Annotated in this window: 11 protein-coding genes; 7 read left to right on the plus strand and 4 right to left on the minus strand. The window is 62.5% G+C overall.

Annotation, left to right across the window (positions count from 1 at the left end; translation table 11 throughout):
* Window positions 1-50: 50 nt before the first annotated feature.
* Both KG698_RS12285 and KG698_RS12290 read right to left on the minus strand, forming a co-directional pair.
* A complete protein-coding gene (locus KG698_RS12285) occupies window positions 51-3,491 on the minus strand; it encodes a pyruvate carboxylase (RefSeq protein ID WP_213685873.1) in 3,441 nt (1,146 codons plus the stop codon).
* Between the two features lie 186 nt (window positions 3,492-3,677).
* Window positions 3,678-4,823, minus strand: a complete 1,146-nt coding sequence (locus KG698_RS12290) for an alpha-hydroxy acid oxidase (RefSeq protein WP_213685874.1) — start codon at window positions 4,821-4,823, stop codon at window positions 3,678-3,680.
* A gap of 178 nt (window positions 4,824-5,001) precedes the next feature.
* Here KG698_RS12290 and KG698_RS12295 point away from each other — a divergent pair, with 178 nt between their 5' ends.
* Entirely contained in the window at window positions 5,002-7,452 is a 2,451-nt protein-coding gene (locus KG698_RS12295) for an ATP-dependent helicase (RefSeq protein WP_213685875.1), read from the plus strand.
* 3 nt (window positions 7,453-7,455) lie between these two features.
* Here the strand turns inward: KG698_RS12295 and KG698_RS12300 are convergent, their stop codons facing one another.
* Window positions 7,456-8,052: a LysE family translocator gene (locus tag KG698_RS12300; RefSeq protein ID WP_213685876.1), complete on the minus strand. Its 597-nt coding sequence runs from the start codon at window positions 8,050-8,052 to the stop codon at window positions 7,456-7,458.
* Window positions 8,053-8,446: 394 nt separating this feature from the next.
* The gene (locus KG698_RS12305) at window positions 8,447-8,674 is read right to left on the minus strand and encodes a DUF1127 domain-containing protein (protein WP_213685877.1); all 228 of its coding nucleotides are present in this window, start codon (window positions 8,672-8,674) and stop codon (window positions 8,447-8,449) included.
* Between the two features lie 168 nt (window positions 8,675-8,842).
* On the opposite strand from KG698_RS12305, the gene KG698_RS12310 reads away from it, so the two are divergent.
* The 6 genes from KG698_RS12310 to KG698_RS12335 all read left to right on the plus strand — a co-directional run bounded on the left by KG698_RS12310 (window position 8,843) and on the right by KG698_RS12335 (window position 15,394).
* Window positions 8,843-10,063, plus strand: coding sequence for an MFS transporter (locus tag KG698_RS12310; protein ID WP_213685878.1), 1,221 nt, complete (start codon window positions 8,843-8,845; stop codon window positions 10,061-10,063).
* 49 nt (window positions 10,064-10,112) lie between these two features.
* Window positions 10,113-11,195, plus strand: coding sequence for an Mrp/NBP35 family ATP-binding protein (locus KG698_RS12315; protein ID WP_213685879.1), 1,083 nt, complete (start codon window positions 10,113-10,115; stop codon window positions 11,193-11,195).
* Between the two features lie 548 nt (window positions 11,196-11,743).
* Window positions 11,744-12,265 carry a cell division/cell wall cluster transcriptional repressor MraZ gene (locus KG698_RS15865; protein WP_213685880.1) on the plus strand — a complete coding sequence of 174 codons (522 nt, stop codon included), beginning with the start codon at window positions 11,744-11,746 and terminating at the stop codon, window positions 12,263-12,265.
* Window positions 12,262-13,260, plus strand: coding sequence for a 16S rRNA (cytosine(1402)-N(4))-methyltransferase RsmH (gene rsmH, locus KG698_RS12325; RefSeq protein ID WP_213685881.1), 999 nt, complete (start codon window positions 12,262-12,264; stop codon window positions 13,258-13,260). Before KG698_RS15865 ends, rsmH begins: the two co-directional genes overlap by 4 nt.
* Window positions 13,260-13,616: a cell division protein FtsL gene (locus KG698_RS12330; protein WP_213685882.1), complete on the plus strand. Its 357-nt coding sequence runs from the start codon at window positions 13,260-13,262 to the stop codon at window positions 13,614-13,616. Before rsmH ends, KG698_RS12330 begins: the two co-directional genes overlap by 1 nt.
* On the plus strand, window positions 13,613-15,394 hold the full coding sequence (locus tag KG698_RS12335) for a penicillin-binding protein 2 (protein WP_213685883.1): 1,782 nt from the start codon (window positions 13,613-13,615) through the stop codon (window positions 15,392-15,394). Before KG698_RS12330 ends, KG698_RS12335 begins: the two co-directional genes overlap by 4 nt.
* The last annotated feature ends 8 nt before the right edge of the window (window positions 15,395-15,402 follow it).

The raw sequence follows: 15,402 nt of genomic DNA on the forward strand, positions 1-15,402 counted from the left end.
AATGTTACGTTACGGCAACATGCCCTGCCCATGGGTATGTCTTTGACGCATCACTCCAATTCGATCAGCAAATCCTTCGCGTCGATCTGGCCGCCGGGGGTGACATGGACCGCACGGACCACTGCATCGCGCTCGGCGTGCAGGCCGGTTTCCATCTTCATTGCCTCGATGGTCAGCATCAGGTCGCCCATCTTGAGCTTTTGGCCCGGCTGGACCGCGACGGAGGCGACAACGCCGGGCATTGGTGCACCGATATGGTTGGGATTGCCGATCTCGGCCTTTGGGCGCTTGATCACGGTCGCGCCCAGCTTGCGGTTGGGCACGCGGATGGTGCGGGGCTGGCCGTTCAACTCGAAGAACACCTTAACCTCGCCCTCGGCGGTGGTTTCGCCCACGGCTTGCAGCTGGATGTTCAGCGTGACGCCGGGGTCAATCTCGGCCTCGATCTCTTCGCCGGGTTCCATCCCGTAAAAGAAGGTCCGCGTGGGCAGCGTGCGCACCGGGCCGTAATCCTTGTGGCGCATCGCGTAGTCGGAAAACACCTTCGGATACATCAGATAGCCCATCAGGTCTTCGCCATCGATCTCTTCGTCGAGCTTGGCAGCAACCTCGGCGCGGGTTTTTTCCAGATCGATGGGGGCGACATGCAGGCCGGGGCGATCCAAGATCGGGGTCTCGTCCTTGAGAACCTTTTTCAGGATACCGGGCGGAAAGCCGCCCGGCGGCTGGCCCAGATTGCCGCGCATCATGTCGATCACGCTGTCGGGGAAAGCGACCTCCTTGGCAGGGTCTTCGACATCGGCGCGCGTCAGCCCTTGGGAGACCATCATCAGCGCCATGTCGCCCACCACCTTGGAGGAGGGCGTGACCTTGACGATATCGCCGAACATGCGGTTCACATCGGCATACATCTGCGCGACCTCGTGCCAGCGATCTTCCAACCCCATGGAACGCGCCTGCGCCTTAAGGTTGGTGAACTGGCCGCCCGGCATTTCGTGCAGATACACCTCCGAGGCGGGGGCCTGCATGCCGCTCTCGAAGGCTGCGTAATGGGCGCGCACGGCCTCCCAATAATCGCTGATCTCGCGGATGGCGCGGATATCAAGGCCCGTGTCGCGGTCGGTGAATTGCAGCGATTCCACGATGGTGCCAAGCGTCGCTTGGCTGGTGTTGCCCGAGAGCGCATCCATCGCGCAATCGACGGCATCAACCCCCGCCGCCGCTGCCGTCAAGATCGTGCCGCAGGCCACGCCCGCCGTGTCATGGGTGTGGAAATGGATGGGCAGATCAACCGCATCTTTCAGCGCGGGGATCAGCACGGCGGCGGATGCGGGCTTCAAAAGCCCCGCCATATCCTTTAGCCCCAGCACATGGGCGCCTGCGGCCTCCAGCTCCTTGGCCATTTTGACGTAGTATTTCAGGTCATACTTGGCCCGGTCGGGATCAAGGATATTGCCGGTGTAGCAGATCGTGCCTTCGCAGATTTTGCCGGTGTCGAGAACCGCATCCATCGACACACGCATATTCTCGACCCAGTTCAGGCTGTCGAAGACGCGGAAGATGTCGACGCCGCTTTCCGCCGCCTGCCGTACGAAAGCTTGGACCACGTTGTCGGGATAGATCGTGTAGCCCACGCCATTGGCACCGCGCAAAAGCATCTGGGTCATGATGTTGGGCATTGCCGCCCGAATATCGCGCAATCGTTGCCACGGGCATTCCTGCAAGAAGCGGTAGGCGACATCGAATGTCGCGCCCCCCCAACATTCCACGCTGAACAACTCGGGCAGCTTGGCGGCATAGGCGGGGGCCACGCGGATCATGTCGATTGAACGCATCCGGGTTGCCAAAAGCGACTGATGCCCGTCGCGCATCGTGCTGTCAGTGATCAAAAGCCGCTTTTGATCCTTCATCCATTTGGCCACGGCCAACGGCCCTTGTTCGTCGAGCAATTGCCGTGTCCCTGCGGGGTAGCTGTCGCTGCGCGCGGCGGGGGCTTTGGGTGGCTTCACATCGGCGCGCGGGCGGGGGCGGCCCTCGGTCTCGGGGTGGCCGTTGACCGTGATATCGGCGATGTAGGTTAGAATGCGGGTTGCGCGGTCGCGGCGCGGCTTGAAATCGAACAGCGCGGGCGTCGTGTCGATGAACTTGGTCGTGTATTGGTAATTCAAGAAGGTCGGATGCTTGAGCAGGTTGATCACGAAATCGATATTCGTGCTGACGCCCCGGATGCGAAACTCGCGCAGCGCGCGATCCATCCGCGCAATCGCGGCCTCGGGCGTGGGTGCCCAAGCGGTGACTTTCTCAAGCAGGCTGTCGTAATAGCGCGTGATAACAGCGCCTGAATAGGCCGTGCCGCCGTCAAGGCGGATGCCCATCCCCGTGGCACCCCGATAGGCGGTGATGCGGCCGTAATCGGGGATGAAATTATTGGCCGGATCTTCGGTCGTCACCCGGCACTGGATCGCGTGACCGTCAAGCTTGACGTCATATTGGCTGGCCACGCCTGTCGCCTCGACCAGTGATTTGCCCTCGGCGATCAGGATTTGCGCGCGCACGATGTCGATGCCTGTCACCTCTTCGGTGACGGTATGTTCGACCTGCACGCGCGGGTTCACTTCGATGAAGTAGAATTTGCCGCTGTCCATATCCATCAAGAATTCGACGGTGCCCGCGCATTCGTAGTTCACATGCGCGCAGATCTTCTTGCCAAGCAGACAGATCTCGTCGCGCTGGCTTTGCGACAGATAGGGGGCGGGGGCGCGTTCCACGACCTTTTGGTTGCGGCGCTGGACCGAGCAATCACGCTCATAGAGGTGATAGATATTGCCCATGCTATCGCCAAGGATCTGCACCTCGACATGGCGGGCGCGCAGGATCATCTTTTCCAGATACCCTTCGCCATTGCCAAAGGCGGCCTCGGCCTCGCGGCGGCCCTCGCGGACCTTTTCTTCCAATTCGGCCGGGCCCATGATCGGGCGCATCCCGCGCCCACCACCACCCCATGAGGCCTTGAGCATCAGGGGATAGCCCACCGCCTCGGCCTCGGCACGGATTGCGTCCATGTCATCGCCCAGCACCTCGGTCGCGGGGATGACGGGCACACCGGCCGCCATCGCCACGCGCCGCGCGCTCGCCTTGTCGCCAAGCGCGCGCATCGTGTCGGCCTTGGGGCCGATGAAGGTGATCCCGTTGGCCACACAGGCATCGACGAAATCCGGGTTCTCCGACAAAAGCCCATAGCCCGGATGGATCGCATCCGCCCCCGATAGCTTGGCCACGCGGATGATCTCAGGGATCGAGAGATAGGCCGCCACGGGGCCAAGCCCCTCGCCGATCTTATAGGCCTCATCTGCCTTGAAGCGGTGCAAGCTCAGCTTGTCTTCTTCGGCATAGATGGCGACAGTCCGTTTTCCCAATTCATTGGCCGCGCGCATGACGCGAATGGCGATCTCGCCACGGTTGGCGATGAGGATTTTCTTGAATTCGGACATAACAACAGCTCTCCATCTCGCAGATGCAGAATGTGTAAGCCGTGTGACGCCGTTGGGCAACGGCTTTACGTTGGCATGTGCCAATGATTGCAGGTGCAATTGTATGGATCACGCGTGCTGCGTTGCGGCAATATCGTTTGCGAAGTGCGATATGACAGTAATCCGCCCCGCCACGGCGGCGCGCAATTAACCCGGTGTTGCCAAGCGCCCGGCCAAATCACTCAGGCGCGCCACGCCCATCTGGGCCATGTTGCTTGCCATATCCTTGACCAGCATATCATGCAGATGCGCAGGCCCCGCCGCGCCCAACGCCCCAAGGGCATAATGCCAAGCGCGCCCCATCATCACGAAATGCGCCCCCAGCGCCAGCGCGCGCAGGATATCAAGCCCACCCTCGATCCCGCTGTCAAAGATCAGGGGCAAGCGCGTCGCCCCCCGCACCATGCGCAAGGCATCAAGGCTGGCGGGTGCGCCATCGAATTGCCGGCCCGCATGGTTCGACACCCAGATCGCATCGACGCCCATGGTTTCGGCCTTTGTGGCCACCTCGGCCTCCATCACGCCTTTCAGGATCAGATGCCCCTGCCATGCTTCGCGCAGCGCCTGCACATATTCCCAATCAGGGGCCGCGCGCAGCAAATAGCCCACATGCGCGGTCGAGGGCAGGGGGCCGGTTTTCTTTTGATCGGCGTAGCTGTCCATCAGGCGCATCCGGGGCATGCCCGTGGCCTGTATGCCCAAGCCCCAAGCCGGGCAGCGCGCCACCTGTGCCAAAAGGCGCGGGGTCAGCCGTGGCGGCTGTACCAGCCCACCGCGCGTTTGGCGTTCCCGGCGCGAGGCGGCAGGCACATCGACAGTCAGCACAAGCGTGTGAAACCCCGCCCCCTTGGCGCGCGCCAGCATATCGTCGCGGATCTTGGTGTCGCGCGGCGGATACATCTGGAACCAGCCTTGATCGCCGATATGAGCGGCCACCTCTTCAGGGGTGCGGGTGGCGACCGTTGATAGGCCATAGGGAATTCCCGCTTGCGCCGCATGGCGGGCCAGCATCCGCTCGGCATCGGGCCAAATCAGCCCCGACATGCCCAAGGGTGCAATCCCGAATGGGGCCGGGTAATCGCGGCCCAAAAAGCGCGTGCTCAGATCGGTTTTGATCTCGCCCCTGAGTGCGGCGGGATGAAACAGCACCGCATCCAGTGCGGCGCGATTGCGCCGGGTGATCGCCTCGCTGCCTGTCGCGCTATCGAGATATTCCCACACGAAATGCGGGATGCGCGCGCGGGCGCGGGATTTCAGATCGGACAAGGCGGGGTAGCGTGCATGTAAATCCATAGCGCGGACAAAATCCCGCGATCCGCGCTTTGTCCAGTGCCGTTCGCGATCTGCGCGCGGGCTCTTTCGCGCGTCATCTCTGCGCAAATAGGCAGAAGCGATGCAAGAAAGGGTTAAAATCAGAACATTATGCGAACAAAGCTTTCAAGCGGCGCGGAACCGCACTATTCTGGCACGCATGAGCAGTTTCGATGATTCAGATGCCTTCGCGGCGGCGGCCTCCCTTTCGCTATCGGCGCGCGCGATGGCCGCGCGGCCCATGCCTTATCTTGACGGGTTGAACCCCGCCCAACGCCAAGCTGTCGAGGCGTTGGAGGGGCCGGTCTTGATGCTGGCAGGCGCAGGCACCGGCAAGACCCGCGCGCTGACCGCGCGGATCGCGCATCTGTTGACCACAGGCACGGCGCGCCCGAACGAGATCTTGGCCGTCACCTTCACCAACAAGGCCGCGCGCGAGATGAAACTGCGGGTGGCCAGCCTGTTGGGCCAGCCAGTCGAGGGGATGCCGTGGCTGGGCACCTTTCACGCGATCTGTGTGAAACTTCTGCGCCGCCATGCGGAGTTGGTGGGGCTGAAATCTAATTTCACCATTCTCGACACCGATGATCAGCTGCGGCTCATCAAACAGTTGATTGTGGCCAGCGAGATCGATGAGAAACGCTGGCCTGCGCGGCAAATGGCAGGGATCATCGATGGTTGGAAGAACCGCGCGCTGACACCCGATAAGCTGCCTGCCGCCGAGGCGGGGGCTTTCGACCGCAAGGGGCCCGCGCTTTACGCGCAATACCAAACCCGGCTGCGCGAACTGAACGCCGTCGATTTCGGTGATCTGTTGTTGCACATGATCACGATCTTTCAGGCCCATCCCGACCTGCTTGGCCAATACCAGCGCTGGTTTCGCTACATCTTGGTCGACGAATACCAAGACACTAATATCGCACAGTATTTATGGCTGCGCCTCTTGGCGGGGGGGCATTCCAATATCTGCGTCGTGGGCGATGATGATCAGTCGATCTATGGCTGGCGCGGGGCCGAGGTGGGCAATATCCTTCGGTTTGAAAAGGATTTTCCGGGCGCTGTGGTGATCCGGCTGGAGGAAAACTATCGCTCGACCGCGCATATTCTGGAAGCGGCCAATGGCGTGATCGCGCATAACCGCGAACGCTTGGGCAAAACCCTGCGCAGCGTGGGCGGCGATGGCCACAAGGTCCGGCTGATCGGCCATTGGGATGGCGAGGAAGAGGCGCGCTGGATCGGTGAAGAGCTTGAAGCGCTGTCGCGCGGCACGCGCGGCATTGACCCCATCGGGCTTGATGGCATGGCGATCCTCGTGCGCGCCTCGCATCAGATGCGGGCGTTCGAGGATCGGTTTTTGACCATCGGCCTGCCTTACCGCGTCATCGGCGGCCCGCGCTTTTACGAGCGGATGGAGATCCGCGATGCCATGGCCTATTTCCGTGTCGTGGTCAGCCCCGATGACGATCTGGCCTTTGAGCGGATCGTGAACACACCCAAACGCGGCTTGGGCGACAAGGCGCAATCGGCGATCCAGAAACTCGCCCGCAGCAACGGGATCAGCTTGCTTGAGGGCGCGCGGCTGGCCGTCGAGAGCGGCGCAATCGGTGGCAAAGGGGCCAAGGAACTCAAAACCTTGATCGATGCCGTCGCGCGCTGGCGCAAGCTGATGCTGGGCGGCCTGCAGCCCATCGGTCTGGGTGGCGCCGATGATGACCTTTTGGTCGAGGAGGATCACCCCACCCCCAAGATCGGCCATATCGCGCTGGCCGAGATGATCCTCGACGAGTCGGGCTACACGGCCATGTGGCAAAACGACAAGACGCCCGAGGCACCGGGGCGGCTTGAAAACCTCAAGGAATTGGTCAAAGCGTTGGAATTGTTTGAAAACCTTCAAGGGTTTCTCGAACATGTCAGCCTGATCATGGACAATGCCCAAGATGATGAAGAACAAAAAGTCACCCTCATGACGCTGCATGCGGCCAAAGGGTTGGAGTTTCCCGCCGTGTTCCTGCCGGGCTGGGAGGATGGGTTGTTCCCCTCGCAACGCGCGATGGATGAGACGGGGCTTAAGGGTCTCGAGGAAGAGCGGCGTCTGGCCTATGTCGGCATCACGCGGGCTGAAGCGGTCTGTACCATCAGCTTTGCGGGCAACCGCCGCGTTTATGGTCAATGGCAAAGCCAAATGCCCTCGCGCTTCATCGACGAGCTGCCGCAAACCCATGTCGAGGTGCTGACGCCGCCCGGCCTACATGGGCATGGCGGCATGGCGGCCAGCGCCAGCCCTGTTGCCGCGGCGATGGGTGGTGCGACCCTGCATGAAGCGGCAGCGCGGGCCGATGTCTATAATTCACCGGGCTGGAAGCGGTTGCAGACCAACACCGCCCGCCCCGGCCTGCGCCAACCGACCGAGGCGCGGCATATGACCATCGATGCCGAAGCGATCAGCGCCTTTGCCATCGGCGACCGGGTGTTTCACCAGAAATTCGGCTATGGCGCTGTGGTGTCGGTCGAGGGTGACAAGCTGGGCGTCGATTTTGACAAGGCCGGGGCCAAGCATGTGGTTGCGGGGTATCTTGTCGCCGCCAACCGCGCCGATGATGTGCCGTTCTAAGCTTCAAAGCCCCAGCATTGGATAGAGCGAGGCGACCAGCAATAGCGCCATGGTGATGTTGAAGGCGCGCAATCGTCCCGGCCCGTCCAGCCAGCGGCGCAGCTGTGTGCCCATCGCGGCCCACACCGTCACCGATGGCAGGTTGATGACCGCAAACACCATAGCCACCGCAAGCGCGCCCCAATAGCCGCTTTGTTCAGGCGCAAAATTCGTCTGTGCATAGATCGCCATATACCATGCCTTGGGATTGACCCATTGAAAGGCTGCCGCTTGCACAAAGCTAAAGGGGCGGCCCGTGGCATCGCGCGCACCGGGTGCGGCGGCATTGGCGATTTTCCATGCCAGCCACAACAGATAGGCGGCGCTCGCGATCATCAACGCGGTTTTCAGCCATGGGATCGCCGTAAAAAGCTGCAACAGCCCAAGCCCCACCAGCGCCACCATCAGCGCATGCCCGCCCGAAATGCCCAGCATATGCGGCACCGTACGCCGGAGGCCGAAATTCGCGCCCGAGGCCAAGAGCATGATATTATTCGGTCCCGGCGTGATCGACGAGGCAAAGGCGAAAAGGATCAAGGCAAGGATCAGATCAAGTGTCATCGCGCAGCGCCATCATATCGGGGGTGCGGCAGCTATGACGGGCATTTCCCAAAAAGAAAAGGCGGTGACGCCTGAGGGAGGTCAGGTGTCACCGCCTACGTTCAGCGCCAAGGGAGGAGAAGGCGCCGATCTTGCGTGCAAGGCGCAGGGCGCGCTTGCGGAATAAGGCGGCGGCGGGGCCTAGGGAGGAGGAGGCCCCACCGCCGGACGTCACGGTTCCCCAAGGGAGGAGGAGAGGAACCGATCAGCATGGCCCGTTGCCGGGCCGGGTCGTGCTGGGCCCATCCTAGGGAGGAGGGGGATGGACCCGCTAGCCAAGCAATCCCAAGGGAGGAAGGGATGCCGAGCCATTCTTTTGTGCCGCCGCAAGGCCGCACATTATTTCTGCCGCGCGTTAGCCGCGCTTGCCGTAGGCCGCTTCGAGCGCGATGCTGCGCAGCATCGAAGCGTTGAGGCCAAGATCGGCCAGCTCGCGCGTCGAGAGCGCTTGCAATTCTGTCAGCGTCTCACGATAGACGCGGTGGGCCCGCCATGCGGCGACGATGTCTTTGCCGATTTCGGTCAGGCGCGCGCCGAGGCCCATGCCGTTGGAGATCGTGCGGTTGCTCGTTACATATGCCATTTTCATCACTTTCTTGCTTGGGCGGGCGAGCGCCGAATTGCGCTTTGGCTCGTCTCAGATTTGTTCGTTTCATCCCCGCCTTGTCATTGAAGATAGCCATATGCTGCATTTGCACAATGCACGATGCCTCAATGCTGCTTTGCAGCAAATGCATAGCTGGAGATGACGTTGCGGAAGCCCCCCCTTGACATCACGGCCTTGGCTGGTGGCGCGTTTCGCGATGCGCAGTTCCGTCTTTTCTTCATCGGGATCTTCTTTGCGGTGCAGGCGATCTGGGTGCAGCGTGTCACGCTTGGCTGGCTGGCATGGGAGCGGACGGGCTCTGCCGCGTTCGTGGGGCTTGTCGCGGGTTTAAGCCTTGCGCCCGCCTTGGTTTTGGGCCCGCTTTTCGGGGTAATGACCGACCGGGTCGACATCCGCCGCGCATCGTTTTCGACCAATGCGCTGATGGCCTTGGTCTTGGCGCTTTTGGCAATCAGCCTGCCCTATACGGGGTCTTTCGCGCTGGCCTTAGCGGCTTTTGCCATCGGTTTGATCTCGGCTGCGCATCATCCGGTGCGCATGTCCTTGGGGCCGCGCCTCGTGCCAGTGTCCGAGGTGCGCCATGTCGTCAGCGTGGCGGCCCTGAATTTCAACCTTGCCCGGCTGGTGGCCCCGGTGATCGCGGGGGCGGTGATTGCCAATCTGGGGGCAGGGGTGGCGTTGTGGGTATCTGTCCTTTGCTATGTGCCGATGCTGATCGTGTTGCCGCGTTTGCGCCCGCGCGCGCTGCCGCCACGCCCGCGCGCGTCGGTGTTCGCTGATCTGCGTGAAGGGTTGGTGTATGCCGTGCGCGCGCCTGTCGTGCGGCTGGCGCTGGCCATTACCTTGATCTTTTCAACCATCGTGCGCGGCGCGCTCGAGGTGTTGCCGGTTCTGGCCGATGGTGCCTATGGGCGCGGGGCTGCGGGTTTGGGTGTGTTGACGGCTGCTGCCGGTGCGGGGGCGGTATCCTCGGCCATGCTCAAGGCGTCGGGCATCGGGGCCTCGGGGGCAAGCATCCCGCCTGTGGTCTTGTGGGCTGCGGCCTTGGGGCAGGGGGCGGTGATCGCCATGGGGTTGTCGCCGGGTTGGTACCCGGCGATCTTGGCCACGGCGGTGGCGGGATTTTGCGCCACATGGGTCGGTGTGTCGATGCAATCGGCGATCCAGACCGACCTGCCCGATGAATATCGCGGTCGCGTGATGAGCTTATGGGTGGTGGCCGGTTTCGGTGCCGTGGCGCTGGGCGCCTTCGGGATCGGCGGCTTGGGCGAGGTGCTTGGGATCGGCACGGCGCTGGTCTTGGCCGGGGCCGGCGGCATCATCGTCTTGGGCGCGCTCATTCTGGGGGTGCAAGCCCGGCGCTGAGCGATTATGTCATGGCGCAAGAGCGATCCCGCAACAGGACAGGCGCATCATGACACAGACCCGCGAAACTATTCTTGAGGCGTTGCGCAGCCTGACCTTGCCCGATGGCGGCGACCCGGTCAGCCGCGATATGGTACGCGCGCTCAAGGTCGAGGGTGGCCGCGTGAGCTTCGTGCTCGAGGCCGAAAGCCCCGACATGGCGCGCAAGATGGAACCTGTGCGGCTGGCCTGCGAGGGGTTGGTGCGCAAGCTGGCCGGTGTCGAACAGGTCAGCGTGGCTTTGACCGCCCATGGTCCGGCACCCAAGGCACCGCCTGCATCTGCGCCGCCAAACCTCAAGATCGGGGGCCATCCCACGCCGCAGGCCGGGCCGATGAACCCAACCGGCGTCAAGCGCATCATCGCGGTCGGCTCGGGCAAGGGTGGGGTGGGCAAATCCACCGTCGCCTCGAACCTCGCCGTGGCTTTGGCGCGCGCGGGCAAACGGGTAGGCTTGCTCGATGCCGATATCTATGGCCCCAGTCAGCCGCGCATGATGGGGGTGAACAAGCGCCCCGCCTCGCCTGATGGGAAAACGATCATCCCGCTGCATGGGCATGGCGTCACGCTGATGTCGATTGGCTTTATGCTGCCCGAGGAAAAAGCCGTGGTGTGGCGCGGTCCGATGCTGATGGGCGCGCTTCAGCAAATGCTGACGCAGGTCGAATGGGGCGATCTCGATGTGTTGATCGTCGATCTGCCGCCCGGCACCGGCGATGTGGCGATGACCTTGTGCCAGCGTTCTGATGTGAGCGGGGCAATCGTGGTCTCGACCCCGCAGGATGTGGCACTTTTGGATGCGCGCAAGGCCCTCAATATGTTCGAGTTGCTCAAGACGCCGATCTTGGGCTTGATCGAGAATATGGGCGTCTATCATTGCCCCAATTGCGGGCATGAGGCGCATATCTTTGGCCAAGGTGGCGTGAAGGCCGAGGCGGAAAAGCTCGGCCTGCCGTTCTTGGGATCGCTTCCCATCGACCTCGATACGCGTCTGGCGGGCGATGCGGGCACGCCGATTGCCGCGGGCGACGGCCCAATGGCGCAGGCCTATGGTGCGCTGGCCGCGCGTCTGATCGCGGGCGGCTTGGTCTGATCTCATCCCCGCCGAGGGGGTGATTCGCACCATATTCAGGTGAAATCACCACAGATTAGCGTTTTCGCGGCCGTGCTGGACGAAATCTGGGATCTGCTCCCATTTTCACCCAGCGCTGTCTTTAATCTATATCTTGGGGTTGTAGGCCGCGAGGCTACAACAGCTGCCCTTGATTGGGGTGTCGTGGCTTGCCCATGCGGCGTGTTTTGGCCGACTGTCCCATGAAATGGGAATAATTCCCAAAAAAAGGGTTTACATGGGCGTCCGTGCCATGGCATTTAATCACCACTGGCAGACGAGTAAAAAAACGGGCCGCAAAGGCCTGAACCAAAAACAAAAAACGGCAGGTTCATACAGGCATCTCTCACGCCAGAAAAAGAGATCCGGCGCGCAAGCGAGCAGACATCCCCCCAGGTGGCCTGCGCAGTCGGACACCCAGAGATGGGACGAGAGCGGCGGATTGAGCAGTGGCAGCTTGCTCAATCCGCCGTTTCCATTCCCGGCGGTCGGTTTGCGACCGAAACGTGGCAGCAAAAGGGCAAAGTCCCGTGGAACGTGAGTTCACCGGCGTCAGCCGGAACAAGATGGATGGAAAAGGCCGGGTCTCGATCCCGGTCAAGTTTCGTCGTGTCTTGCAGAACTGCGATACCGAATATGCACCCGGCGGCGTGTTGCGAATGCATGTCACCTTTGGCGATCCCACCAAGAAATTTATCGAATGCTGGTCGGCCGACGCCTATGGGCGGCTTTTGTCGCGCATCAGCCGGATGAAATCGGGCTCGGCCGAGGCCCGCATCATGGCCTATTACTACAAAACCATGTCCGAGACGCTCACGCTTGATGAGACGGGCCGGATCGTTTTGTCACAGGAATTGCGCGAAAAGATCGCGCTTGATGACGAAGCAGCCTTTGAGGGGCATGGCGAGAAATTCCATATTCTCAGCCCGGCCCAGGCCGATGCACAGGCCGCGACCTTTGCGGCACTTCTGGCCGAGCTTGGGCGCGATGATGCGCATTTCGATGCGCTCTCGCTTTTGCCGGATGAACCAGCACCGATGGATGCGGAATGACCTCTGCCAGCGCGACACCACCGCGCCGCGCGCCGCATATTCCCGTTTTGTTGCGCGCCCTTCTCGATACGGTGGCCCCGGTGCAGGGCGTTTGGCTTGATGGCACCTTTGGCGCGGGCGGCTATAGCCGTGGCCTTCTGGGCGCCGGTGCCGCGCAGGTGATCGGTGTTGACCGCGACCCGCTGGCCTTTGATCTGGCCGCAGCTTGGGCCGATGAATATGGCGACCGCTTGCATCTGGTGCAGGGCACGTTTTCCGATCTCGACCAATTGGCAGGGCAGCCGCTTGACGGTGTCGCGCTCGATCTGGGTGTCTCCTCGATGCAGCTTGATCGCCCCGAGCGTGGCTTTTCCTTCATGAATGACGGCCCGCTTGATATGCGGATGGGGCAGGCGGGTGTGTCTGCTGCCGATATCGTCAACCAAGCGCCCGAGGCGTTGATTGCCGATATTCTCTATCATTACGGTGAAGAACATGCCGCGCGCCGCATTGCGCGCACGATCATTGCCGAACGCGCCAAGGCGCCGATCACATCAACGCTGCAACTGGCCCGGCTGATCGAAGGGTGCTTGCCGCGCAAGAAACCCGGTCAAAGCCACCCCGCCACGCGCAGTTTTCAGGCCATCCGTATCGCGGTGAATGACGAGCTGCGCCAGCTTGTCGATGGGCTAGAGGCGGCGGAACGCGCGCTGAGACCCGGCGGCAAGCTGGCCGTCGTCACCTTTCACTCGCTCGAGGATCGCGTGGTCAAACGCTTCTTGGCCGAACGCGCCAGCACCGGAGGCGGCGGGTCACGCCATGCCCCCGAGGCGCAAGAGCAAACCCCCGGTTTCGTGTTGACGCCGAAAAAGGCCATCGCGCCCGATGAGGTCGAATTGGCCGATAATCCGCGTGCGCGCTCGGCGCGCCTGCGGGTTGCGACGCGCACCGATGCGCCCGCCCGCCCTGTTGATCGCGCGCGCCTTGGCCTTCCCCTTTTGCCGGAGGTGTTGTGATGCGTGGGTTTCTCACCTTGTGTGGCATGCTTACGGTCATCGCCTTGGGCTATTGGGCCTATCATCAGGCGATCTTGACCCAACAGGCCGAACGCCGGGTCGAGCGTTTGCAGGCCCAGATTGGCGCCGAGCGCGAGCGCATGGCGATCTTGACTGCTGAATGGGCCTATCTTAACCGTCCTGACCGTCTGCGTGAGCTTGGCTTTATCAATTTCGAGCGGCTTGGCCTTTTGCCCATGTCGCCCGATCAATTCGGCCGCGCGACGCAAATCCCCTATCCGCTGCCGGTGATCGAGGATAGCGAGCCCGAGATCATTTTGGATAGCGCCTCCATCGGCGAGGAGCAGATCCCATGACGCAGCGCACGCCATTGCGCCCCTTGGCGCGGATCCTTGACGCCCGCCAGCGCGGGGAAAACCCCGCCTTGATCGAGCGCGAAAACCTGCGCCAGCGCCACGAGGCGGCGCGCGACCGTCTGCGCCAGCGCACCGAGGGGCGAATGCTTTTGGTGGCGGTGGTGTTTCTGTTGGCCTTCGGCTCGGTCGGCGCGCGGATGGCGGCGCTTGCCACCTCCGAGGCGTCAGAGCCTGCGGTGGCCCAGATCACCAGCACGATCCACACCACCCGCGCTGATATCGTCGACCGCGAGGGCCGCGTTCTGGCCACGAATTTCGCCACCAATGCGCTTTACGCCCATCCTCATGAGATCGTTGATGCGCGCGCCGCCGCCGATGGTTTGGCGCAAATTTTTCCTGAATTAGACGCCGACGCGCTGCATGCGCGGCTTGATTCTGATCGTCGTTTCCTGTGGCTGCGTCGCTATCTCAGCCCCGAGCAAGAACAACAGGTGCATGATCTGGGCGAGCCGGGGCTGCTTTTCGGCCCGCGCGAGATGCGGCTTTATCCCAATGGCCGATTGGCGGCGCATATCCTTGGCGGGGCGGGCTTTGGCCAAGAGGCGGTCGATGCCGCCGAGGTGATCGGCGTGGCCGGGATCGAGGCGGTGTTCGACGAAACCCTGCGCGATCCGGGCCGCAGCGCGCCCTTGCAGCTTTCTATCGACCTTTCCGTGCAAGCGGGCCTTGAAGAAGTGCTGGCCGGCGGCATGATGCTGATGAATGCGCGCGGGGCGGCCGCGGTGCTGATGGATGCCAATTCAGGCGAGATCATCGCCATGGCAAGCCTGCCCGATTTCGACCCCAACGCCCGGCCTGCACCTGCGCTATCGGGCGATCCGGCCGATAGCCCCTTGTTTAACCGCGCGGTGCAGGGCGTCTATGAACTTGGCAGCGTGCTCAAGGCCTTCCCGATCGCGCAGGCGATTGAGATGGGGCAGATCACCCCCGACGACATGATCGATACCCGCGGGCCGATGCGGGTGGGGCGCTTTCGGATCAGCGATTATCGCAGCAAGGGCCCGTTGCAATCGGTTAGCGACGTGTTCATCCACTCCTCCAACATCGGCACGGCGCGCATCGCGCAGGCCATCGGCGGCGAGGCACAGCGCGAATTCCTCTCGGCGCTGGGCCTGCTTGAACCCGCGTCAATCGAGATCATCGAGGCGCGCAATGCCCGCCCCCTGATCCCTGCGCGCTGGGGCGAATTGGCGACGATGACGATTTCCTATGGCCATGGGCTGTCGACCTCGCTGGTGCATCTGGCGGGCGCCTATGCGACCATGGTCAATGGCGGCACAAAGGTGGTGCCGACGCTGTTGCGCCAAGACCGCCCGCAGATCGGCGCGCGGATCATTTCCGAGGCGACCAGTGCGCAGTTGCGCGCGATGATGCGTGCCACCGTGCTGGAAGGCACCGCGACCTTTGCCGAGGTCGAGGGGTATGCCGTGGGTGGCAAGACCGGCACCGCCGATCTGCCGCGCCCCACGGGGGGCTATTACGAGGATCGCAATATCAACACCTTCGCCGCCGCCTTTCCGATGCATGCGCCACGCTATGTGCTGATCACCATGTTGCAAGAACCCGTCGAGACATCGGGGCCAGAGCCACGCCGCACTGCGGGCTGGACCGTGGTTCCCGTGGCCGCCGAGATCATTCGCCGCAGCGCGCCGATCTTGGGCCTGCGACCCGAGATTGAACCGGGCCCCATGGATGCGCTATCGAGCAGTTCACGGTGAATGCGGAT

Origin of the sequence: Roseicyclus sp. (genome assembly GCF_018402035.1) — a bacterium.
Taxonomy (GTDB): Bacteria; Pseudomonadota; Alphaproteobacteria; order Rhodobacterales; family Rhodobacteraceae; genus Roseicyclus.